The organism is Streptomyces sp. NPDC030296, from assembly GCF_055572815.1.
Window position 1 is genome coordinate 61,153 of the sequence record NZ_JBVICQ010000009.1, and the last position, 19,872, is coordinate 81,024.

Consider the following 19,872-nt stretch of genomic DNA (forward strand, 5'->3'; position numbering starts at 1 on the left):
GGACCCGCCCGTGATCGCGAAAGTCGGTTGAGACGGCGCCTGATGTCGGCGAGGGTCTGTGCCCATGGAGTTCCTCTGCTACCACCGCGACCGGCCCGGCTCCCTCCCCCTGCGGGAGGAGCTGGTGGAAGCGCACTGGTCCTACATGGACCAGTACGCGGAACAGCTGATCGCCCGCGGCCCGACCTTCGCCGAGGACGGCGAGACCCCCACCGGCAGTGTCCACATCGTCGACCTGCCGGATCCCGCCGCCGCCCGCGCGTTCGCCTTCGACGAACCCAACTACCAGGCGGGCGCCTACCGCGACGTCCTGCTGCGCCGGTGGCGCAACCTGCTGGGGCGCACCATGTGGGAGTTCCCCGGTGGCCGGACCGGCGGCAACCGGTATCTGGTGCTCGGCCTCGGCTCGGGCGGGCCCGCCGACCTCACCGTGCCGCCCGGCCACGACGGGCTGATCGCGTACGGGCCGCTGCTGTCCGACGACGGCGAGACCTGGCTGGGCACGGCCGTGCTGGTCCGGGCCACCGACCCCGACGCGGCCCGCGCGGTCCTGACCGAGGACCGGTACGCCGACATCGAGGTCCACGACTGGGAGTTCGGCGGACGCCGCTGAACCGGGGCCCGCCACCCCGCCACCCCTCGGGTCTGCGTGCGTCGGGCTGCGTCCGTCGGGGCGGATCAGTCGGGCAGGGCCTCGGCGTAGTGGCGGAAGCCGTCCCGCTCGATGTGCATGGCGTAGAGGCGTCCTGCCAAGGTGTCGGGGTTGCTGTGTTCGGAGTCGGGATGAATGGCGCCGGGGACGATCAGCTGGGCGGCGTGGATGTTCTCCGGGGCGAGCGTGTCGTGGAGCATGCGCGCGTAGGCGCTCTCGGCGGCGAAGGCGACGGAGGTGCCGGCGCGTTCCGGGTGGGGGCGTACGGCACTGCCCCCGTTGACGAACAGGAGCGTGCCGCGGCCGAGTTCGCGCATGCCGGGCAGGACGGCGTTCACCGCGGTGACGGGGCCCTTGACGGAGAAGGTGAGGGGCGCGTCGAGGTCGTCGGCGGTGGTGTCGAGGACCGGCTTCATGAAGTCGGCGCGCACCGCGGGGCTGTACTGGAGGATCTCGACGGGGCCGAGGGTGTCGGCGGCGGCCCGCAGGGCCGTGGCCAGCGACGCGGGGTCCAGGGCGTCGGCGGTGAAGCCGCGGGCCCGGACGCCGTCGCGCGCGAGTTCGGCGACCAGGGCGTCGAGGCGTTCGGCGCCGCGGGCGATGAGGGCGACGGTGTGACCGGCGGTGCCGAAGCGGCGGGCGGCGGCCAGTCCGAGGCCGGCACCGGCGCCGATGAGGGCGAAGGTCGTCATGGTGGGTCCCTGAAAGGTGTGGGGAACGGGGGGCGGGGTCCGCGGCACCGAGTGTGACCGATGCGCTCGGCCGCTCCCTCGCCGGGCTGTCGTACGGTGCGTTGAACATCGCATCCGCCACGAGGGCATCAAGCGGCTACGGCATCCCGAGGTGGGCCGCCTGGAGTGGGCGTACCGCGCCCTGGACCTGCCTCTGTCACCGCGCGTCGTCCACGACCTGACCCGCTGATCCTCGGTGTGTCCTCTCTCCGGCGCGCGGCGGTCAGGCGACGGGCAGCAGGCGGACGCAGCAGTGGCCCGGGGAGGGCATGAGGCGGGCCTCCCAGCCGTCCTCGCCGAGCGTGCTCAGCACGCCCCGCAGCAGATGCAGGTTCATTCCGCACACCGTCTCGGTGTGCTCGCGGGCCAGCACATGGAACGGGCAGTTGCCGAGCACGATCGCGTCTCCGTCGAGGCGCGGCTCGAAGCCGTGGCGTTCCAGCAGGTCGATCACCCCGGCGGTCTCCCGCTCGCCCAACTGCTCGCCCAGCTCCGTCGCCTTGCGGTGCAGCACCTCGCGGACCGCTTCGCCCGTCGCGTCGGACTCCTCCACCGCCTGCGCCAGCAGCCGCCCGGCCAGCTCGTAGCGCCGCTCGGGCACGGTGACGCTGATCTGCTTCCCGGAGCGCCGGTACAGCTTCGCGGGCCGCCCGGCGCCCGGGCCGCTGCGTCCGCTGCGCCGCTCGTACACCACCTCCAACAGCCCCTCGGCGGCCAGCCTGTCGAGATGGAAGGCCGCCGTCTGCCGCGCCAGCCCCAGGGCCCGGGCGGCGTCGTCCCGGCCGACCGGGCCGGACTGCCGCGCCACGTGGTCGTACAGCCGCCGGCGCGTCGGCTCGTCCAGCGCCGCGACGGCGGAGACGTCACCGCCGGGTGCTTCGTTCGAGTGGTCCACGCGCACCAGTGTAAAACCAACAGTCATTGACTTAAGAGCCGAGCGGGGCTTCTATTGACAGTGAACCTTGTCGATAGAAGGAGGGGCGTCATGCCGTCCACCCTCATCACCACACCGGTCACGCCTCGGCGCGGCCTGGCCGCCGACCCCGCCTACCAGGCGTTCTGGATCCTGCGGACGGGATTCGCCGTGGCGCCGATCCTGTTCGGCCTGGACAAGTTCGCCAACCTGCTCGTGGACTGGCCGACTTACCTCGCCCCGTGGATCGACGACCTGGTCCCGGGCAGCGCCCAGGCCGCCATGTACGCCGTCGGCGGCGTCGAGATCGTCGCCGGCCTCACCGTCGCCCTCGCCCCGCGGTTCGGCGGCTGGCTCGTGGCTGGCTGGCTCGCGGGCATCATCGTCAACCTGCTGACCATTCCCGACTACTACGACGTCGCCCTGCGGGACTTCGGTCTCCTGCTCGGCGCCGTCGCCCTCGCCCGCCTCGCCGAGCGCTACCGCCCCGCGCGGACGCCGGACTGAGACCGCGCCCCGCCGAGGCCGGACCGGACGCTCACCGCACCCCGTCGGCCTCCGGCGCGGGTGCCGGGCGGCGCAGGAGGTAGAGGCCCGCGGCTGACACCAGGAGCGCCATGCAGGCGATGAACACCAGGCCGGCGCTCTCCAGGCCGATCGGCTCCGTCAGCAGCCCCATCCCGATGACAGGAAGGGAGATGCCTGTGTAGGCCACCACGAAGAGCGCGGAGATCGCGGCCGCGCGACGGTCCGGCTCGGCGGCGCGGGCCACGGCCGACAGCGCTCCCCGGAACGCCAGCCCCTGCCCGGCGCCGCCGACGAGCGCGCTCAGCACGACCAGCGGCAGCGAGTCCCACCGCAGCGCACCCGCCAGCAGCGCCAGACCGGTCAGGAGCGCGGCACACCCCAGCGGCAGCGACCGGCCGCCGCCGACCGGGCCGACGGCCAGCTGCCCGCCGGTGGACGCGAAGAAGGCCAGCGCGACGACCAGACCGCTCACCGCGTGGTCGCGCACGTCCAGGGACTGCGCGAGGAAGGCCGGGCTGACCGAGGTGAACACCCCGAACAGCGCGAATCCCACGAAGGACGCGGTCGCCGCCGGCGCGAACACCGCCCGGACACCCGGGGTCAGGCCCGGCCGCTCGGGCCGTACGGCGCTCAGCGGTCGACGCTCCCGCACGGTCTCCGGGAGCCGCAGCAGGACGACGGCCGAGCAGGCCACCAGGGCGAGGTGAACGGCGAACGGCAGATACAGCGGCCAGTCGGCGTACTCGGCCAGCACCCCCGCGAGCAGCGGGCCGCAGCCGAGGCCGCCCATGTTCGCGGCGGTCGCCACGAACGTCGCACGCGAGGCACCGCCGGGCGGCGCCAGCTCCATGACGTACGCCGTGGCGGCCCCGGTGAAGAGGCCCGCCGACAGGCCCGACAGCAGCCGCCCCGCGTAGAGCCAGCCCATCGCGGTGGCGCACAGGAAGCAGACGGCGCTCGCGGCGGCGAACCCCAACCCCCACAGCAGCACCGGACGGCGGCCCACGGAGTCAGAGACATTGCCCGCCAGGAGCAGTACCCCGATGACCCCGACGGCGTAGACGGCGTAGACGACGGTGACCGTCAGTTCGGAGAAGCCGAACTTCTCCTGGTAGAGGCCGTAGAGAGGGGTCGGCAGCGTCGTGCCGACCATGCACACGGCGAACACCGCCCCGCCGAGCAGGCACCGCCGCCAGCCACCAAGATCACTGCTCATACCGCCGACGGTAACCGCACCCGCGGGCGCACGCGCCCCGGCGCGGCCCGCCCCCCACGAGCTGTTCGACGGGGGTGTCGCCCACATCCCGCGTCCTCGGATCAGCGGTCGGCCCCGTTGCGCCGGCAGTGCAGGAAGAGGTGCGGCTCGGGGCCGGCGCCCGGGTGGTCCGGGGTGAAGAGGGTGGTGTGCCGGGACAGCACCGTCAGGCCCGCCGCCTCCACCGTGGCGACGACGTCCTCCTCGGCGAAGCTGGTGGCGCGGACGGGTTGGCCCATGAAGACGACCTCGACGTCCTCGACGTCCGCCGGCACGGTGGCCAGCGCCAGATGCCCGCCGGGCCGCAGGGCCACGGCCAGCCGCCGCAGCACGGCGGACTGCTCGGCGCGGGTCATCTGCAGCAGCGAGAAGAACACGCACACACCGTCGAACGAGTCCGCCTCCAGCGGGAGTTCGCGCACGTCCGCGTGGCGGAACTCTGCCTCGGGGACCTGTCGTCGGGCGAGCTCCACCATGACGGGGGAGACGTCGACCCCCAGCACCGTGTGCCCCGCCTTCACCAGCGCCGCCGCGGTGGGCCGCCCGGTGCCGCTGCCCACGTCCAGCGTCCGCGCGCCGGGAGGCAGCCGCTCGACCAGCCACTCCAACGCCGCCAGATGCGCCGGGGCATGGGCGAAGGCCCTCTCGTAGTCGGCGCCCAGGGCGTCGAACAGTACGGCCGCGGGAGGCCGTTGGTGCTCCTGCGTCACATCGGTGTCCCTTCGCCGGCCGACCCGCATCGTCGCACTCGCGGGACGTGCGCCACAACGCCCGCCACAACGTCCGCCCGGTGCGCGTTTCGACGGGCCCGGCAGGGGAGAATGAGGGCCGTACCCAACGGTCGACCCTTGCGGAGGAGCGGGAAATGCAGGACGCGCGAGCGGGGCAGGTCGCCGGACCCGACGACCTCGTCGATGTGGCCCGCCTGGTCACGGCGTACTACGCGCTGCACCCCGACCCGGCCGAGCCCGGGCAGCGGGTGGCGTTCGGCACCTCGGGACACCGCGGTTCGTCCCTCGCGGCGGCGTTCAACGAGGACCACATCGCCGCCACCAGCCAGGCCATCTGCGAGTACCGCGCCGCCCAGGGCACCGACGGCCCCCTCTTCCTCGGGGCCGACACGCACGCCCTGTCCGAGCCGGCGCGGATCACGGCGCTGGAGGTGTTCGCCGCCAACGACGTGACCGTCCTCATCGACCAGGCCGACGGCTACACGCCCACCCCGGCGGTCTCGCACGCCATCCTCACCCACAACCGCGGCCGCACCTCGGCCCTCGCCGACGGCGTGGTGGTCACCCCCTCGCACAACCCGCCCGCCGACGGCGGCTTCAAGTACAACCCGCCGAGCGGCGGCCCCGCCGGTTCCGAGGCGACCTCCTGGATCCAGGACCGCGCCAACGAGATCATCACCGGCGGCCTGAAGGACGTACGGCGCATCCCGTACGCCCGTGCCCTCGCCGCCCCCGGCACCACCCGCTACGACTTCCTCGGCACCTACGTCGCCGATCTGCCCGCCGTGCTGGACCTGGACGCGATCCGCTCCGCGGGTGTGCGCATCGGCGCCGATCCGCTGGGCGGCGCCTCCGTCGCGTACTGGGGGCGGATCGCCGAACAGCACCGGCTCGACCTGACGGTGGTGAACCCGCTCACCGACCCCACCTGGCGGTTCATGACGCTGGACTGGGACGGCAAGATCCGCATGGACTGCTCCTCGCCGTACGCCATGGCCTCGCTCATCGAGCGGCGCGACCGGTTCGACATCGCCACGGGCAACGACGCCGACGCCGACCGGCACGGCATCGTCACCCCGGACGGCGGCCTGATGAACCCCAACCACTATCTGGCGGTGGCGATCTCCTACCTCTTCTCCCACCGGGAGCAGTGGCCGGCCGGTGCCGGAATCGGCAAGACCCTCGTGTCATCCAGCATGATCGACCGGGTCGCGGCGGACGTCGGCCGGGAACTGGTCGAAGTCCCCGTCGGCTTCAAGTGGTTCGTGGGCGGCCTGTCCGACGGCACGCTCGGCTTCGGCGGCGAGGAGTCGGCGGGCGCGTCGTTCCTGCGCCGCGACGGCTCGGTGTGGACCACCGACAAGGACGGCATCATCCTGGCGCTGCTCGCCTCCGAGATCACGGCGGTCACGGGAAGGACCCCGTCGCAGCATTACGCGGGGCTCACCGAGCGGTTCGGCGCCCCCGCCTACGCGCGTGTGGACGCCCCGGCCACCCGCGAGGAGAAGGCCCTGCTCGCCAAGCTCTCCCCGCGCCAGGTCACCGCGGACACCCTCGCCGGCGAGCCGGTCACCACGGTCCTCACCGAGGCCCCCGGCAACGGCGCCGCCCTCGGCGGCATCAAGGTCGCCACCGCCAACGCCTGGTTCGCGGCCCGCCCCTCCGGCACGGAGGACGTCTACAAGATCTACGCCGAGTCCTTCCACGGCCCCGACCACCTGACCCGGATCCAGGAGGAGGCCAAGTCGGTGGTGCTGGCGGCGCTGAACGCGTAGAGGCTTCGCCGGTCCAGGACTGTCCTGGTCCTGCGGGACAGGCGCCGGTACGGCCGGCTCACCGCGTGACACCCGCAGGACCGCCTTTCCGGCGACCCGGCGCCCGCGCAGGGCCTCGGCGGCTTCGGTGATGCGGTCCCAGGGGCCCTGCCAACCGATCTCGACGGTGACGGCTCCCTCAGCGGCGAACTCGGTGAGGGCGGCCAGGTCCGGTCCGGCGTCGCCCTCGATGACGAAGGACGTCAGCGACTTGGACGGGCCGACGGTCGCATACGGAGGAAAGACCGCCGGCTCACCGGAAGTCCAGCCGACGCTCTGCACGCTGCCTCCCGGGGAGAGCAGGTTCCATGCGGCGACCAGTTGGGGGCCGCCGACGCTGTCGATGACCCCGTCGACCGGTCGGTCGAGTCCCTCCAAGCCGGTCAGCACCTCGTCGGCGCCGGCCTCGACGAGCCCCTCCCCGGGGGCCGGTGAGCCCACGGACGCGATCACGTGGGCGCAGGCACGCGCCGCCAACCGGACGGCGAACCGGCCCACCCCACCGGAGGCCCCGGTGATCAACACCCTTTTGCCCGGCCCGAGTCCGGCGGCGCGCAGCGACGGAGCGCCGCGAGTCCGGCGACCGGCAGAGCGACCGCATCGCCAGGTCCAGGTTCTTGGGCACCTCGGCGAGCGCACCCGTATCGATCGCGACACGCTCGGCGAACGCCCCCGAGGTCAGGGCGACCACGCGGGTGCCCACTGCCGGGCCGGTTTCGCCGGCGGCTTGTAACTGCGGTAATCATCCGCTTGCTGTGCGGAGGAAGGAGGCACATTCATGTCACGCAGTCACATCCGTGCGCGGCAGACTCGAGCGGGACGGGCTGCTCACCCGCACCGTGCACCCGACCGTGCCGCCCAAGGTCGAGTACGACCTCACTCCCATGGCCCGGGAACTCCATGCCTCGCTGACCGAACTGGTGGGCTGGGCCGAGCGGCGCCGGTCCTCCATCGCGGAGGCCCGCGGCGCCTATGACGCCGCGGCGGAGCGGTCGCCCGAGGTGGGTTGAGACGGCGCCGACGGCTGTCTGATGGCCCGGACCGCGGGAGCGCTGACGTCCTCACGGGGTCCGCGCCGGGCTCTGGCAGGCAGGACAGAGTTCGAATTGTCCCTGTTTGATCACGCTTCCCCAGCCGCGACAGTTGTCGCAGTCACGGGCGCGGGCGATGTTCACGTGGCGGGTTGAGACAGGAGCGTTCGGGTGGGCTCCGTGGATCATGCGGCCGTACTCCCTCGGGTAGAGGTCTCAGGCATAACTATTACATATTCCACAAAGGTATCCAATCGGTTGAATGGTGCATGCCGGGATCGGGCGTGCGATCGGCCCGCCACCGGCCCCGGACCGGCCCGGCTGTTTGCCGTCGTCGACGGCGGGGACCCGCAGGTCATGAGCGCAACATCACGTCGTCAGACGGCGCAGAACCGGGTCCTGTGGCTGCTGGACCGGCTGGAGCGGGAGCCACGGGGCGATGCGGTGATCGGCGTGCTCCGCGAGCGGGTGCGGTCCCTGCCGCTGGGGCGCGGCCGGGACGTGCTGCACGGCCGCTGGCTGGGGCACCCGGTCCATCCGCTGATGGTCCAGGTGCCGATCGGCAGCTGGCTCTCCGCCGCCGTCCTGGATCTGCGGCCCGGCCGCTCCCGTGAGGCCGGCCTCCTCGTCGGCGTCGGACTGGCGGCCGCCGCTCCGGCCGCCCTGGCCGGCGCCGTCGACTGGGCGGAACTCCACCGCCAGCAGCAGCGCGTCGGACTCGTGCACGCCGCGGCCAACGTGGCGGCGGTCGGCCTGTACGCCGCCTCGCTCGTGTCACGCGCCCGGGGCCGTACGCTCGCCGGCCGAGCCTTCGGCTTCCTGGGGCTGACGGCGGTCGGCGCAGGCGGCATGCTCGGCGGCCACCTCGCCTACCGCCAGGCGTCCGGCGCGAACCACGCCGAAGAGGTCCCGCACGTCGTGTCGCAGGGCTGGCGCAGGATCGGCACCGTCGACGAGTTCCCGGTGGGTCAGGCCGTACGGCGCGCCGTGGACGACGTGCCCGTCCTGGTCGTACGCGAGATCGGCGGGACGCTCCACGCGCTGGCCGAGCGGTGCAGCCACCTCGCGGGACCGCTGTCCGAGGGCACCGTCGCGGACGGATGCGTCCAGTGCCCCTGGCACGGCAGCGTCTTCCGTCTCTCGGACGGCTGGAACGTACGGGGCCCCGCCACCGCGCCCCAGCCCGCCTTCGACACCCGGATCACCGACGGTCACGTCGAGATACGCCTGCGTCAGCAGGACGGCGCGGAGCCGGGGGCGAACGGCCGGGCGGAGGATGGGCAGGTGGCGCCGACCGGCAGTGGCACAGCGGAGCCGGGGTAGCGGGCCGGGGCCACCGGCACGCGACCCGTCGGCGCGGCGACTGACGGCCACCCCCCAGGGTCCCGGATCGCGTCACTGCGGCGCGATGCCGTGCCATTCGCAGCACAGGACCGTGGCGTCGTCGGCCAGGAAGCCGTCGTGGTAGTCGAGGACCGCGTGGACCAGTCGGCGCAGCGTCTCGGGCAGCGGGACGCCGTCGGCGTGGTGGCGGACGACGAAGTCGACGAAGCGGTCGCGGCCGAACTCCTGCCCGCCGGTGTCGCGCGCCTCGGTGACGCCGTCGGTGTAGAACAGCAGCCGGTCGCCCGGTTCCAGCTGCTCCCGGCAGAGCTTGGTGGACAGGCCCAGCGCGGTGCCGAGGGGGTGGGTGGGCGGACAGGCCAGGGTGGTGACCCAGCGGCCGCCCCGGATGAGCACGGGCGGGGGGTGCCCGTAGTTGACCCAGCTCAGGTAGCCGGTCGTGACGTCGAGGTCGGCGAGGATGCCGGTGGCGTAACGACTGTGGTGGAACTGTTCGAGGAGCGCCGCCTCGATGGCGCTGCCCGCCTCGGACAGTCCGGCTCCCCGGCGGCGGTGACTGCGGCAGGTGGCGATGGCGAGGTTCGCGGTGAGTCCCGCGGCCGTGTCGTGGCCCATGGCGTCGAAGATGGCCAGATGGGCGGTGTCCGCGGCCAGGGCGTAGTCGAAGGCGTCCCCGGCGGTGTCGTACGCCGGTTCCATCGCGGCCGCGATCGTCACCCTGCCGTCGGAGAACGTCTGCGGCGGCATCAGGGTCCACTGCATCTCCGCGGAGGGGCTCATCCGCCGGGTGCGGGTGAGGCGGGCGTAGGAGTCGCTGTAGCTCCGCTTGGACACCAGCATCAGCCCCAGCAGGGATGCGAGGTCCTGCATCGCCTCCCGGTCCGGGTCGGCGGCGGTGACGTCGACGCGCAGCACTCCGAGGCGTTCGGTGCCGTCCACCACGGGGATCCAGTGCCGCCCGCGTCCGTCGGTCACCGCGCCGCCCAGGCCCTTCTGGAAGGCCCGGCCCGCGAGAGTGGCGTCGACGCGGAGTTCCTCGCCGCCGTCTCCGGCGTCGATGCCGCGGCCGGTCACCTCCCGCAGTACGTCCTGCTGCAGATCGGCCAGAAAGATACTGGTCCGGCCGAGTCCGGCACGCTCCGCGTGCGTGGCGACGAGGGCGGGCATCGCCTCGAAGGTCGTGAGATGGCTGGCCCGAGTGAGCGCCACGAGCATGTGCGCCGGATCTTCGTACACCGTCACATCAAGCCCCGTCGCAAGGGGACTGCCCGGTTCCGTCCGTCGACCTCGTTCGTTCACGGTGGTCAGGAACGGCTGACGGCTGACGAAGACGAGAAGCCCGCATGGCTGTTACGGCCAGCGTACGGCAGCGGTCGGACGGGGGTGCCCACGGGCGACGAGGGCACGCGGCCGGCCCGGGCCACCGTTTCACGCCGAGCCCGTGACGCCGAGCGCCGATTCTCCCTGGGCCCTGCCCCGGAGCAGCCCGCGCCGTTCCTCCTCGCACGTTCCGCCCCACACTCCCTGCGCGCCCGTCGCCTGGAGCGCCCACGTCAGGCAGGGGTGGATCACCGGGCAGCGCCGGCAGATCGCCTTCGCCCTGGCCTGCTGATCCCGCAGGGCGGCCCCGGTGACGGCCACGGGGAAGAAGAGTTCGGGGTCCTCGTGGGCACATGCCGCGTCCCGCCACCAGTCCATGGCTGCCGCCTTCCCGTCCGCGTCGGCGACCAGCGGATCGGTCCCGCCACCGGCGGCCACCGCCGCCGGTGCCCCGGCGTCCGCTGGACCCCTGCCAGCGGAGTGCGCTGTCCCACCGGGGGAGCCCGACCTCGTCACGAAGCAGACACATCGCGCGGGCCCATTTTCACGCCAAACCCGGCGTTCGCAACCGTGACGACGTGACCTTTTGCCGACCGTCCACGGTGACGGGGGCCTCGGTCTGCGCGGTCGCGACCGTCCCGGACGGGATCCGATCGCGTCTTCGGTCGTAGGCGAGTGATCCACGGGTACTCGGACGCCGTGCAGAGGCCCCGGCCCGGCTCCGTGACGGTCCGGTCGGGGTGAGAACCGCATCGAGGAGGTCTCAGATGAGCACGGTCAAGGAAGCGGTGGAAGTCGAGGTCCCCGTCCACACCGCTTACAACCAGTGGACTCAGTTCGAGGAGTTCCCGCAGTTCATGGAAGGGGTGGAGGAGGTCCGGCAGATCGACGACCGCCACAACCACTGGACGACCAAGGTCGGCGGGGTGAAGCGCGAGTTCGACACCGAGATCGTCGACCAGCTTCCGGACGAGCGGATCACATGGCGCACGACCTCGGGTGACACCAAGCAGAGGGGCACGGTCCACTTCGAGCGCGTGGACGACACGCACACCCGGGTGGAGCTCGTCATGGACATCGAGCCCAGCGGCATCGAGAAGGCGGGCGACATGCTGGGCATGATCGACCGGCGTGTGAAGGGCGATATGCAGCGCTTCAAGGAGTACATGGAGAAGCGCGGCGGCGAGTCCGGAGCCTGGCGTGGCCGCATCAGGCCCGGCGAGTGACCCCGCCCCACCCCTGAGACGCGTCCTCGTCGGCGCCGACCGCCTGCCCGGCGGCCGGCGCCGACGTATGCGCGGCCCCGGCCGCCCGACTCCACCGCTCCCGCCCTCCCCTGGCGGGTCGGAACCGCCCGGCGCTCCCACCCTTGGCGGGTCGAAGCCGCCCGGCGCTCCCGCTCTGGCTGCCCTCGGTGGGTCGGAATCGCCCGGCCCTCCTGCTGCTGGCTGCCCTTCGTGGGTCGAAGCACCCTCGGCCCTCCCGCTCCCAGCCCCTTCTCCGTGCCGCGTCCGCCCCTCCCGCTCGCTCCCCCCGCCCTCCCCGCACGCCACGTGACCAGGGCGGGATCGCCCTGTCCGTAGGTCCGTTCGGCCCTACCCGCGGGTGATCGGCGCGGGCTTCACTGCATCCCATCGGTTGCTGAGGAGCGGAAGGACACGCATGTCCGGCAAGAGGACGGCTGGGGAGGGTGAGCGGTGATCGTCGCGGTGGGGCACGATGATCTGACCGAGCCCGCGCTGGAGTTGGTGCAGGCCGAACTACGGGACCACCTGGACCGGCTGAGCGACGGCGCCGCCGGGCTCGTGCGCGCCGGGGCCGGGGTGCCCGTGGTGTTCGGGCGGGCGGTGCGCGCGGCGGGCAGGAGGCTGGTGGTGCTGCTGCCGACGCAGCGTGCCGTGCCCGCCGTCCTGCCCGAGCCCGATCGGTCGGGGGCCGCGGAGCTGCTGACGCTGGCCGAGGAGGTCCGGCTGCTGGGCTTCGACCCCGCGGACCGGGACGCCCGCGTGAGCGCCGACGAACGTGTCGTCGCGGCCGGCCGGAAGGTGTACGCGGTGTGGGACGGTTCACCGTCCGACGGCACGGACGCCACCGCTCACCTGGTGGCGTTCGCCCGCTCCCGCGGCATCCCCGTCGAGGTCGTCTGGCCGGCCGGCGCCGCCCGCGGGACGCGGCCGAGAGACGCCGACGGCGCGTCGACCGGAGAGGTGGGCACCCGCCCGGCGGCCATGTCCCACACGGCTGCCCGCGTGGTGAAGGGCGGTGTCAGGTGAGCGCGACGAGTCTCACGCCCGGCCAGGACGCCCCGCCGCGGGGCGGCGGCTCGCGGACGGGGGCCCGGCCCGCCTTCGCCTGGCTCCTCGTGATCACGGGGGCGCTCGGGCTCCTCGGTTCCTTCGTCATCACCGTCGACAAGTTCCGGCTGCTGGAGAACCCCTCGTACGTGCCCCCGTGCAGTCTCAGCCCCGTGGTGTCCTGCACGAGCGTGATGCGCAGCGAGCAGGCGGCCGTGTTCGGCTTCCCCAACCCGGTGATCGGCCTGATCGCCTTCGGCGTCGTCACCGGCATCGGGTTCGGGCTGCTGGCGGGGGCCCGCTACCGGCGCTGGTACTGGCTCGGCCTCAACGCCGGCACCCTCGGCGGGGTGGTCTTCAGCATGTGGCTCATGACGCAGGCGCTGTACGACATCGGCGCCCTCTGCCTGTGGTGCGTGCTCGTGTGGGCCGCCACCATCGCCATGTTCTGGTACACGACCGTGCACAACCTCCGCCACGGCATCATCCGCGCACCGCGCCAACTCGTCGCCGCCGCCTGGGAGTTCCACTGGGCGGCCCCCGTCACCTGGTACGCCCTGATCGGGATGCTCATCGCGACCCGGTTCTGGACCCACTGGCAGGCCGTGCTCTCCTGACCGGCCGAGCCGCCCGGCACCCCCGCGCCGTCCCGACGGGACGCGGGGCCCGTTCTCTTCGATACTGGCGGAGTGACCGGCTGGACATGGGAGTACGAGGGCTACGAGGCCGCTGACGAGCGGCTGAGGGAGTCACTGTGCACCCTCGGCAACGGCTGCTTCGCCACCCGAGGGGCCCTGCCCGAATGCGCCGCCGACGGCGTGCACTACCCGGGCACCTATGTCGCCGGCTGCTACAACCGGCTCACCTCCGACGTCGCGGGGCGCCGGGTCGACAACGAGGACATGGTCAACCTCCCCAACTGGCTGCCGCTGCGCTTCCGCCTGCCCGGACAGCGGTGGCTCACCCCGGACACGGGCACCGTGCTCGACCACCGCCAGGTCCTCCACCTGTCCACGGGCACCCTGGAACGCCGGACCACGTACGCGCTCGACGCACGTCGCACCCTGGAGGTGCGGCAGCAACGCCTCGTGCACATGGCCGACGCCCATCTCGCCGCGCTGCGCACCGAGTTCACGGTCGACGGGGTGCCGGACACGACGGAGCTGGAGGTGGAGGCCCGGCTCGACGGCGGGGTCACCAACGCCGGCGTGCCCCGCTACCGCGACCTGGACGGCCACCACCTCACCCATGTGCACACCGGTCCCACCGGCACGGACACGGTGTGGCTGCGCTGCCGCACCCGCACCTCCGACATCCGCGTCGGCATGGCGGCCCGCCTGACCGCCGGGTCCCCGGTCCGCGACCGGCACACACCCCCGTACGCCGTCCAGGCAGTCCGGCTGCGTCTGGCGCCCGGCACCACCCGCACCGTCGACAAGACCGTGGCCCTGCACACCTCCCGTGATCCGGCGATCAGCGACCCGCTGCGCGCCGCGATCGACCGGGTGGGCCGCGCCCCCGGCTTCGACGGCCTGCTCGCGGCACACACCACCGCCTGGGCCCAGCTGTGGCGCCGCGCCGACCTGGAGGTGCCCGGCGAGGCGGGCACCATCCTGCGGCTGCACCTCTTCCACGTCCTGCAGACCCTGTCCCCGCACACCGCCGACCTCGACGTCGGCGTACCCGCCCGGGGGCTGCACGGGGAGGCCTACCGGGGCCATGTCTTCTGGGACGAGCTGTTCGTGCTGCCGTATCTGAACCTGCACTTCCCGGAGGTGTCCCGCGCCCTGCTCCGCTACCGCCACAGGCGCCTGGACCAGGCATGCGCCGCCGCGCGCGCCGTCGGACGGCGCGGTGCCCTGTACCCGTGGCAGAGCGGCAGCGACGGACGGGAGGAGACCCAGGAACTGCACCTCAACCCGCGCTCCGGGCGCTGGCTGTCCGACCACTCCCGGCTCCAGCGCCACGTCGGGTCGGCGATCGCGTACAACGTCTGGCAGTACTGCCAGACGAGCGGCGACGCAGAGTTCCTGCACACCAAGGGCGCCGAGATGCTGCTGCAGATCTCCCGCTTCTGGGCGGACTCCGCCACGTACGACGAGAGCCTCGGCCGGCACCGCCTGCGGGGTGTCGTCGGCCCCGACGAGTACCACGACGCCTACCCCGGCGCGACGGAGCCGGGCCTCGACGACAACGCGTACACCAACGTCACGGCGGCCTGGGTCCTCACCCGCACGCTCGACGTGCTGCGCGCCCTGCCCGAGCCGCGCCGCCGCGAACTGGCCGAGCGGACCGGCCTGGACGGCGGTGAACTCGAACGCTGGGAGGACGTGTCGCGTACCCTGCACGTGCCCTTCCACAGCGGCGTCATCAGCCAGTTCGAGGGCTACGGGGACCTCGCCGAACTGGACTGGCCGCGGTACCGCGGACGGTACGGTGACATCCGGCGCCTCGACCGGATCCTGGAGGCCGAGGGCGACACCGTCAACCGCTACCGGGCGTCCAAGCAGGCCGACGTGCTGATGCTCGGATACCTCTTCTCACCCGCCGAACTGCACCGCCTCTTCGCCCGGCTCGGCCACCGGCTGGACGACGACATCTGGCGGCGGACCGTCGACCACTACCTCGCCCGCACCAGCCACGGCTCCACTCTCAGCGGCCTGGTGCACGGCTGGGTCCTGGCACGGGCCCGACGCGCCGAGGCATGGGCGTTCTGCCAGGAGGCCCTGCGGGGAGACATCGCCGATCTGCAGGGCGGCACCACCGGCGAGGGCATCCACCTCGGAGCCATGGCCGGCACCCTCGACCTCGTCCAGCGCGGACTGACCGGTCTGGAGACCCGCGAGGGCGCCCTGTGGCTCGACCCGGTGCCGCTGCCGGAGCTGTCCTCGTACGGGTTCGCCCTCCGCTACCGGGGCCACTGGGGCGTACGGCTGCGCCTGGAGCGGGGTCGCCTGGAGATCACGGTGCCCGCCTCGGACCGCTCCCCGATCGACGTCCGGCTGCCCGGCCGCGAGGCGCGCCTCCACCCCGGGCAGAGCAGACACCTCGACCTCCCCGACCGGCCCGCCTGACCGGGGCCCGCACGCGGGATCCCGGCGTTCACCGCTCCCGTCTCAGCCCCCGTGACCGCTCCCGTCTCAGCCCCCGTGTCCGCTCCCGTCATCGCTCCACTCCCGGTACGCGGCCACGGCCGTCGGCAGCGTGGGGAAGATCCGGTCGGCGCCGACGGACTCCGCGAGGCCGTAGGCCCTCAGGTCGTCCATCAGGTCCTGCTTGACGCGGGCGAGCGCGAGGACCACGCCCCGCCGGGTGAGTTCGCGGCGCAGCTCGTCCACGGCGTCCAGGGCGGTGATGTCGACCTCGACGTTCGCCTCGGTGTTGAGGACGAACCAGCGCACCGGGTCCGCCTGCTCGTCCACCGCGGCCAAGGCACGGCGGCGGAAGTCCTCCGCGTTGGCGAAGAACAGCGGCGAGTCGTAGCGGTACACCAGCAGGCCGGGGATGGTCCGGGCATCGGGGTAGTCGTCGATGTCGTGCATGCCGGCCACCCCGGGCACCAGTCCCTGGACGGCGTCGTGCGGACGCGCCACCCGGGTCAGCAGCTCCGCGATCGACAGGCCGACCGCGACGAGCACCCCGTACAGGATGTCGAGGGCGAGGACCCCGGCGAGGCAGCCGAGGGCCAGCAACAGCTCCCGCCTGCGGAACGACGCGAGCCTGCGGAAACCCGCCAGGTCGATCATGCGGACGGCCGCGTACACGACGAGGACGCCCAGGACGGGCCTCGGCGTGCGGGACAGCAGCGGGCTGAGGAAGAGCAGCACGGCCAGCACCGCCGCCCCGGCGACCAGCGAGTACGCCTGACTGCGGGCACCCGCGGTGGACGCGAGCGCGGTACGGCTGGCGCTGCTGCTCACCGGGAAGCCGCTCAGCGCACCCGCCCCGAGGTTGGCGGCTCCCAGCGCGAGGAACTCCTGGTCGGCGTCGAGCGCCTCCTCGCCGTCACGGCCGGCGAAGGCCCGCGCGGTGAGGATGAAGTCGGTGTAGCCGACGAGGAGCACACCCAGCGCGGGCAGCACCAGCCGCGGCAGCTCGCCAAGGTCCGGCGAGGAGAACCCGGGCAGACCGATCGGCACGTCACCGATCACCTCGACGCCGTACCGGTCGTCCAGCCCGAAAGCGGCGACGGCCGCCGTGCCCAGGACCAGCACCAGCAGAGGGCCGGGAACGGCCCGGACGTACCGGGCGGCCGTGAAGAGGACAGCCAGCGCGACGGCGGAGAACACGACGGTCGCCGTGTGCGCCTCCGACACGTTCCCGAGAAACGACCACAGCTGCGGGAAGAACGAGGACCCCGTCGTGTCGACACCCGTGAGCTTGGGCAACTGGTCCACCGTCATGATCAGCGCCACGCCCGCCAGATAGCCGATCAGCACCGGCCGGGACAGCAGGTCCGCGACGAAGCCGAGCCGCGCCAGTCGCGCCACCACGCACAGCAGGCCCACCGTGATCGCGAGCGTCGCCGCCAGGGTCGCGTACCGGTCCGGGTCCCCGGCGGCGAGGGGAGCCACCACCGTCGCCGTCATCAGCGCCGTCGTCGACTCCGGGCCCACCGACAGCAGCCGGGACGAGCCGAGCAGGGCGTACGCGCCAAGGGCCGGCAGGATCGCCCACAGCCCGACGACCGGCGGCAGCCCCGCCACCCCCGCGTACGCCATCACCTGCGGCACCAGATACGCGGCGACCGTCACCCCGGCCAGGACGTCGCCCCTCAGCCACGCCCGCCGGTAGCCGAGGAGCGTGCCGAGCCCGGGGGCCAGACGGCGCCACCCCGGAACGTGCCCTCTGCCCGAGCCCTGGACCATGGGCCTCCCTCCACCGAATGGAGATCAGCATCCACCGCGGAGCGGCGCGGGCGCGAGCCGCACGGCGGGACTCCGCACCGAACCCGTCGTGTCAGGGACGTTCGGCCCCTGCCGGGGACTTGCGGCCCCTCCACCACCGGCCCCCGCGGCACGCCGCTGGGAGCACACCCCCCGTCATGCGGACGGGGGGTGTGCACGACGAGGACACCCAGGGGCCGCGAGGGCCCAGGTTCTAGGCGCCTTCGCGGTCGCGGCATGTGGTGGGCCGGACATCGTCCGTGCGAGGGCCGGGGCGGCAACCCACCAGGAGCCACGCCCGATGCGGGCCCGTCCAGCCGCCGACGACGGCTGGACGGGCCTCACGGACATCTTCGGCTGACGGCCGGAAACGCACGAAGACGCTGCTGGCGGCGGGGCAGCGCACCCGCCGGAGCGATCGGCGTGGCGAACCCGGCGGACCCGGCGGAGATCATCCTGGGGGACATCGACGTGTCCCTTGGCCGACGCTGCCCTCCGGCCTCCAGGAACAGGACGCCACCCGCGTGCGGCCGCCCCCTGTCGTACCCGCGCGCGTCGTTGACCGCCCGCACAGGGGCGGGGCTGCTACCACAGGGTGCTATGAACTCAAGCCCGGAGCGGCGACGAGCCCGACCGCAAGCGGATCTCATGCCGAGAGACAGGATGCTCGCCCTCACCGACGGTGTGACGGCCATCGCCATGACGCTGCTCGTGCTGGACGTCGAGCTACCCGATGGGCTCGACGGGGCCGAGCTGCGCCAGGCGCTCGACGAGGTTCAGTCGCAGGTGGGTGCCTTTCTGCTGAGCGCGGTGGTGATCGCGCTGTTCTGGAGGGCCCACCATGCGGCGGTGCGGAACGCGGACGGGATCGACCTCTACGCGTTCTGGCTCCATGTCGCGTTCCTGGCGCTGGTGTCCCTGATCCCGTTTCCCACCCACGTCCTGGAAATGTACGGCGACCGCTTCCTCGGTCCTGGTCTGTACGGGGCTGTCATCGGCGCGGCCGCACTGGTGCTGTACGGGCTCGATCTGCACGTCAGCCGTTCGGCGGGCGTGAATTGGCGCAACGTCCCGCTCCCCGCCCAGGCGATCGTGTTTCTGGCCTCGGTGCCCATCGCGCGCATCTCGCCCATCGCCGCCATCTACAGCTGGGCGGCCAGCGTTCCTCTGTCCGTGCTGGCCGACCGAATCGCCGCTCGCCGTAGCGAACCGTCGTGACCGGAGCCCTGATCCCGCCGCGTTCGACCATGGGCCTCCCTCCACCGAATGGAGATCAGCATCCACCGCGGAGCGGCGCGGGCGCGAGCCGCACGGCGGGACTCCGCACCGAACCCGTCGTGTCAGGGACGTTCGGCCCCTGCCGGGGACCTGCGGCCCCTCCACCACCGGCCCCCGCGGCACGACGCTGGGAGCACACCCCCCGTTCAGGAGGCAGAACCATGGTGAACACGGTTGTCGCAGGGCTCGACGGTTCGGCAGAGAGCCGGGCCGCCGCCGAGTGGGCGGCCCGCGAGGCGAAGCTGCGGGACCTGCCGCTGACCCTCGTCCACGTCTGGGAACCGGTACCCGACCCCATCGCCCAGGCACCGCTGCTCGCCGCCGAGACGCTCCAGCACTGGAGCGAGCGCATCCCGCGCGAGGCGGCCGAAGGACTGCGGCTGCGGCATCCCGGCGTGGACGTCACCGTGGAACAGATCAGCGGCCGGCCCGGCGAGGTCCTGACCCGCGTGGCGAAGGACGCCGCGCTGCTCGTCCTCGGCTCCCGGGGGCTCAGCGGCATCGGCGGCTTCCTGGTGGGCTCCGTCGGCCAGCTGGTCGTCGCACACGCCGAGCAGCCGGTCGTCCTCGTCCGCGCCGGGGAACAGGCCGCCGACGAGCACCAGGCCGACCCGGTCGGCATCCCGTCGGCCGCCACCCCCTTCCGGCCCGTCGTCCTAGGCCTCGACACCGAGAACCCGCACGACAGCGTGATCGAGTTCGCCTTCGACACGGCCTCCCGCCGCGGAACCGCCCTGCGGGTCGTCAACGGCTGGAACCCGCCGCCGTACTACGCCTACGCCATCCCCGCCGACCCGGAACTCGGCCCCGAGCTGCGCACCAACCAGGTCACCGCCCTGACCGAGGTGCTCAAGCCGTGGCAGGTGAAGTTCCCCGACGTCGACGTCACCGAGGTGTGCCGCTGGGGCAGCCCCGCCCACCACATCGTCGACGCCTCCCGGGAGGCGTCCCTCGTGGTCGTCGGCCGCCGCATCCGCCGCAGCCCCGTGGGCACGCACATCGGCCCGGTCACCCACGCCGTCCTGCACCACTCCGCCGCCCCCGTGGCCGTGATCGCCCACCCCTGACGGGGCGCCGCGCTCCCCGCACTCCGAG

Annotated in this window: 17 protein-coding genes and 2 pseudogenes; 11 read left to right on the forward strand and 8 right to left on the reverse strand. The window is 73.0% G+C overall.

Features of this window, described 5'->3' with window-relative positions; genetic code table 11:
- Window positions 1-64: 64 nt before the first annotated feature.
- Entirely contained in the window at window positions 65-613 is a 549-nt protein-coding gene (locus ACZ4Z3_RS25480) for a YciI family protein (RefSeq protein WP_468503172.1), read from the forward strand.
- Between the two features lie 65 nt (window positions 614-678).
- Here the strand turns inward: ACZ4Z3_RS25480 and ACZ4Z3_RS25485 are convergent, their stop codons facing one another.
- Together ACZ4Z3_RS25485 and ACZ4Z3_RS25490 are read right to left on the reverse strand one after the other, a co-directional pair.
- The gene (locus ACZ4Z3_RS25485) at window positions 679-1,344 is read right to left on the reverse strand and encodes an SDR family NAD(P)-dependent oxidoreductase (protein ID WP_468503173.1); all 666 of its coding nucleotides are present in this window, start codon (window positions 1,342-1,344) and stop codon (window positions 679-681) included.
- A gap of 262 nt (window positions 1,345-1,606) precedes the next feature.
- Window positions 1,607-2,305, reverse strand: coding sequence for a helix-turn-helix transcriptional regulator (locus ACZ4Z3_RS25490; RefSeq protein WP_468503174.1), 699 nt, complete (start codon window positions 2,303-2,305; stop codon window positions 1,607-1,609).
- Window positions 2,306-2,368: 63 nt separating this feature from the next.
- Here ACZ4Z3_RS25490 and ACZ4Z3_RS25495 point away from each other — a divergent pair, with 63 nt between their 5' ends.
- Complete coding sequence (locus tag ACZ4Z3_RS25495) at window positions 2,369-2,803, forward strand: hypothetical protein (RefSeq protein WP_468503175.1); 435 nt, start codon at window positions 2,369-2,371, stop codon at window positions 2,801-2,803.
- 31 nt (window positions 2,804-2,834) lie between these two features.
- Here ACZ4Z3_RS25495 and ACZ4Z3_RS25500 read toward each other — a convergent pair whose 3' ends face one another.
- The gene (locus ACZ4Z3_RS25500) at window positions 2,835-4,040 is read right to left on the reverse strand and encodes an MFS transporter (protein WP_468503176.1); all 1,206 of its coding nucleotides are present in this window, start codon (window positions 4,038-4,040) and stop codon (window positions 2,835-2,837) included.
- A 101-nt stretch (window positions 4,041-4,141) separates the two neighbouring features.
- Window positions 4,142-4,819 (reverse strand): class I SAM-dependent methyltransferase, encoded by a 678-nt coding sequence (locus ACZ4Z3_RS25505; protein WP_468503177.1) that lies wholly within the window; start codon window positions 4,817-4,819, stop codon window positions 4,142-4,144.
- Window positions 4,820-4,944: 125 nt separating this feature from the next.
- Between ACZ4Z3_RS25505 and pgm the strand changes: the two genes are divergently transcribed.
- Window positions 4,945-6,585, forward strand: a complete 1,641-nt coding sequence (gene pgm / locus ACZ4Z3_RS25510) for a phosphoglucomutase (alpha-D-glucose-1,6-bisphosphate-dependent) (protein WP_468503178.1) — start codon at window positions 4,945-4,947, stop codon at window positions 6,583-6,585.
- 87 nt (window positions 6,586-6,672) lie between these two features.
- On the opposite strand, the pseudogene ACZ4Z3_RS25515 reads toward pgm, so the two are convergent.
- Window positions 6,673-7,281: pseudogene (locus ACZ4Z3_RS25515) on the reverse strand (zinc-binding dehydrogenase); the annotation flags it as partial.
- A 149-nt stretch (window positions 7,282-7,430) separates the two neighbouring features.
- Between ACZ4Z3_RS25515 and ACZ4Z3_RS25520 the strand changes: the two are divergent.
- Window positions 7,431-7,634, forward strand: a pseudogene (locus tag ACZ4Z3_RS25520) (winged helix-turn-helix transcriptional regulator); the annotation flags it as partial.
- A gap of 378 nt (window positions 7,635-8,012) precedes the next feature.
- A complete protein-coding gene (locus ACZ4Z3_RS25525) occupies window positions 8,013-8,978 on the forward strand; it encodes a Rieske (2Fe-2S) protein (protein ID WP_468503179.1) in 966 nt (321 codons plus the stop codon).
- A gap of 72 nt (window positions 8,979-9,050) precedes the next feature.
- Here ACZ4Z3_RS25525 and ACZ4Z3_RS25530 read toward each other — a convergent pair whose 3' ends face one another.
- Together ACZ4Z3_RS25530 and ACZ4Z3_RS25535 are read right to left on the reverse strand one after the other, a co-directional pair.
- On the reverse strand, window positions 9,051-10,214 hold the full coding sequence (locus ACZ4Z3_RS25530) for a PP2C family protein-serine/threonine phosphatase (RefSeq protein WP_468503484.1): 1,164 nt from the start codon (window positions 10,212-10,214) through the stop codon (window positions 9,051-9,053).
- A gap of 213 nt (window positions 10,215-10,427) precedes the next feature.
- Window positions 10,428-10,757, reverse strand: a complete 330-nt coding sequence (locus ACZ4Z3_RS25535; RefSeq protein ID WP_420823707.1) for a WhiB family transcriptional regulator — start codon at window positions 10,755-10,757, stop codon at window positions 10,428-10,430.
- Window positions 10,758-11,086: 329 nt separating this feature from the next.
- Between ACZ4Z3_RS25535 and ACZ4Z3_RS25540 the strand changes: the two genes are divergently transcribed.
- From ACZ4Z3_RS25540 to ACZ4Z3_RS25555, 4 genes are all read left to right on the forward strand, one after another.
- Window positions 11,087-11,545, forward strand: a complete 459-nt coding sequence (locus ACZ4Z3_RS25540; protein WP_468503180.1) for an SRPBCC family protein — start codon at window positions 11,087-11,089, stop codon at window positions 11,543-11,545.
- Window positions 11,546-12,016: 471 nt separating this feature from the next.
- A complete protein-coding gene (locus ACZ4Z3_RS25545) occupies window positions 12,017-12,592 on the forward strand; it encodes a hypothetical protein (RefSeq protein WP_468503181.1) in 576 nt (191 codons plus the stop codon).
- Entirely contained in the window at window positions 12,589-13,230 is a 642-nt protein-coding gene (locus ACZ4Z3_RS25550; protein ID WP_468503182.1) for a vitamin K epoxide reductase family protein, read from the forward strand. The genes ACZ4Z3_RS25545 and ACZ4Z3_RS25550 overlap by 4 nt, the downstream gene beginning before the upstream one ends.
- A gap of 72 nt (window positions 13,231-13,302) precedes the next feature.
- On the forward strand, window positions 13,303-15,687 hold the full coding sequence (locus ACZ4Z3_RS25555) for a glycoside hydrolase family 65 protein (RefSeq protein ID WP_468503183.1): 2,385 nt from the start codon (window positions 13,303-13,305) through the stop codon (window positions 15,685-15,687).
- A gap of 66 nt (window positions 15,688-15,753) precedes the next feature.
- Here the strand turns inward: ACZ4Z3_RS25555 and ACZ4Z3_RS25560 are convergent, their stop codons facing one another.
- A complete protein-coding gene (locus tag ACZ4Z3_RS25560) occupies window positions 15,754-17,481 on the reverse strand; it encodes a SulP family inorganic anion transporter (protein WP_468503184.1) in 1,728 nt (575 codons plus the stop codon).
- 681 nt (window positions 17,482-18,162) lie between these two features.
- Here ACZ4Z3_RS25560 and ACZ4Z3_RS25565 point away from each other — a divergent pair.
- Together ACZ4Z3_RS25565 and ACZ4Z3_RS25570 are read left to right on the forward strand one after the other, a co-directional pair.
- The gene (locus tag ACZ4Z3_RS25565) at window positions 18,163-18,717 is read left to right on the forward strand and encodes a TMEM175 family protein (protein ID WP_468503185.1); all 555 of its coding nucleotides are present in this window, start codon (window positions 18,163-18,165) and stop codon (window positions 18,715-18,717) included.
- A gap of 221 nt (window positions 18,718-18,938) precedes the next feature.
- Window positions 18,939-19,844: a universal stress protein gene (locus tag ACZ4Z3_RS25570; RefSeq protein WP_468503186.1), complete on the forward strand. Its 906-nt coding sequence runs from the start codon at window positions 18,939-18,941 to the stop codon at window positions 19,842-19,844.
- The last annotated feature ends 28 nt before the right edge of the window (window positions 19,845-19,872 follow it).

What these genes read in the sequence shown, in the direction of transcription:
- ACZ4Z3_RS25565 (WP_468503185.1), top strand. Translation starts at nt 18,163, where the DNA reads ATGCTCGCCCTCACCGACGGTGTGACGGCCATCGCCATGACGCTGCTC.
- ACZ4Z3_RS25480 (WP_468503172.1), top strand. Translation starts at nt 65, where the DNA reads ATGGAGTTCCTCTGCTACCACCGCGACCGGCCCGGCTCCCTCCCCCTG.
- ACZ4Z3_RS25530 (WP_468503484.1), bottom strand. Translation starts at nt 10,214, where the DNA reads ATGCTCGTGGCGCTCACTCGGGCCAGCCATCTCACGACCTTCGAGGCG.
- ACZ4Z3_RS25505 (WP_468503177.1), bottom strand. Translation starts at nt 4,819, where the DNA reads ATGCGGGTCGGCCGGCGAAGGGACACCGATGTGACGCAGGAGCACCAA.
- ACZ4Z3_RS25540 (WP_468503180.1), top strand. Translation starts at nt 11,087, where the DNA reads ATGAGCACGGTCAAGGAAGCGGTGGAAGTCGAGGTCCCCGTCCACACC.
- ACZ4Z3_RS25570 (WP_468503186.1), top strand. Translation starts at nt 18,939, where the DNA reads ATGGTGAACACGGTTGTCGCAGGGCTCGACGGTTCGGCAGAGAGCCGG.
- ACZ4Z3_RS25560 (WP_468503184.1), bottom strand. Translation starts at nt 17,481, where the DNA reads ATGGTCCAGGGCTCGGGCAGAGGGCACGTTCCGGGGTGGCGCCGTCTG.
- ACZ4Z3_RS25490 (WP_468503174.1), bottom strand. Translation starts at nt 2,305, where the DNA reads ATGACTGTTGGTTTTACACTGGTGCGCGTGGACCACTCGAACGAAGCA.
- pgm (WP_468503178.1), top strand. Translation starts at nt 4,945, where the DNA reads ATGCAGGACGCGCGAGCGGGGCAGGTCGCCGGACCCGACGACCTCGTC.
- ACZ4Z3_RS25485 (WP_468503173.1), bottom strand. Translation starts at nt 1,344, where the DNA reads ATGACGACCTTCGCCCTCATCGGCGCCGGTGCCGGCCTCGGACTGGCC.
- ACZ4Z3_RS25495 (WP_468503175.1), top strand. Translation starts at nt 2,369, where the DNA reads ATGCCGTCCACCCTCATCACCACACCGGTCACGCCTCGGCGCGGCCTG.
- ACZ4Z3_RS25525 (WP_468503179.1), top strand. Translation starts at nt 8,013, where the DNA reads ATGAGCGCAACATCACGTCGTCAGACGGCGCAGAACCGGGTCCTGTGG.
- ACZ4Z3_RS25500 (WP_468503176.1), bottom strand. Translation starts at nt 4,040, where the DNA reads ATGAGCAGTGATCTTGGTGGCTGGCGGCGGTGCCTGCTCGGCGGGGCG.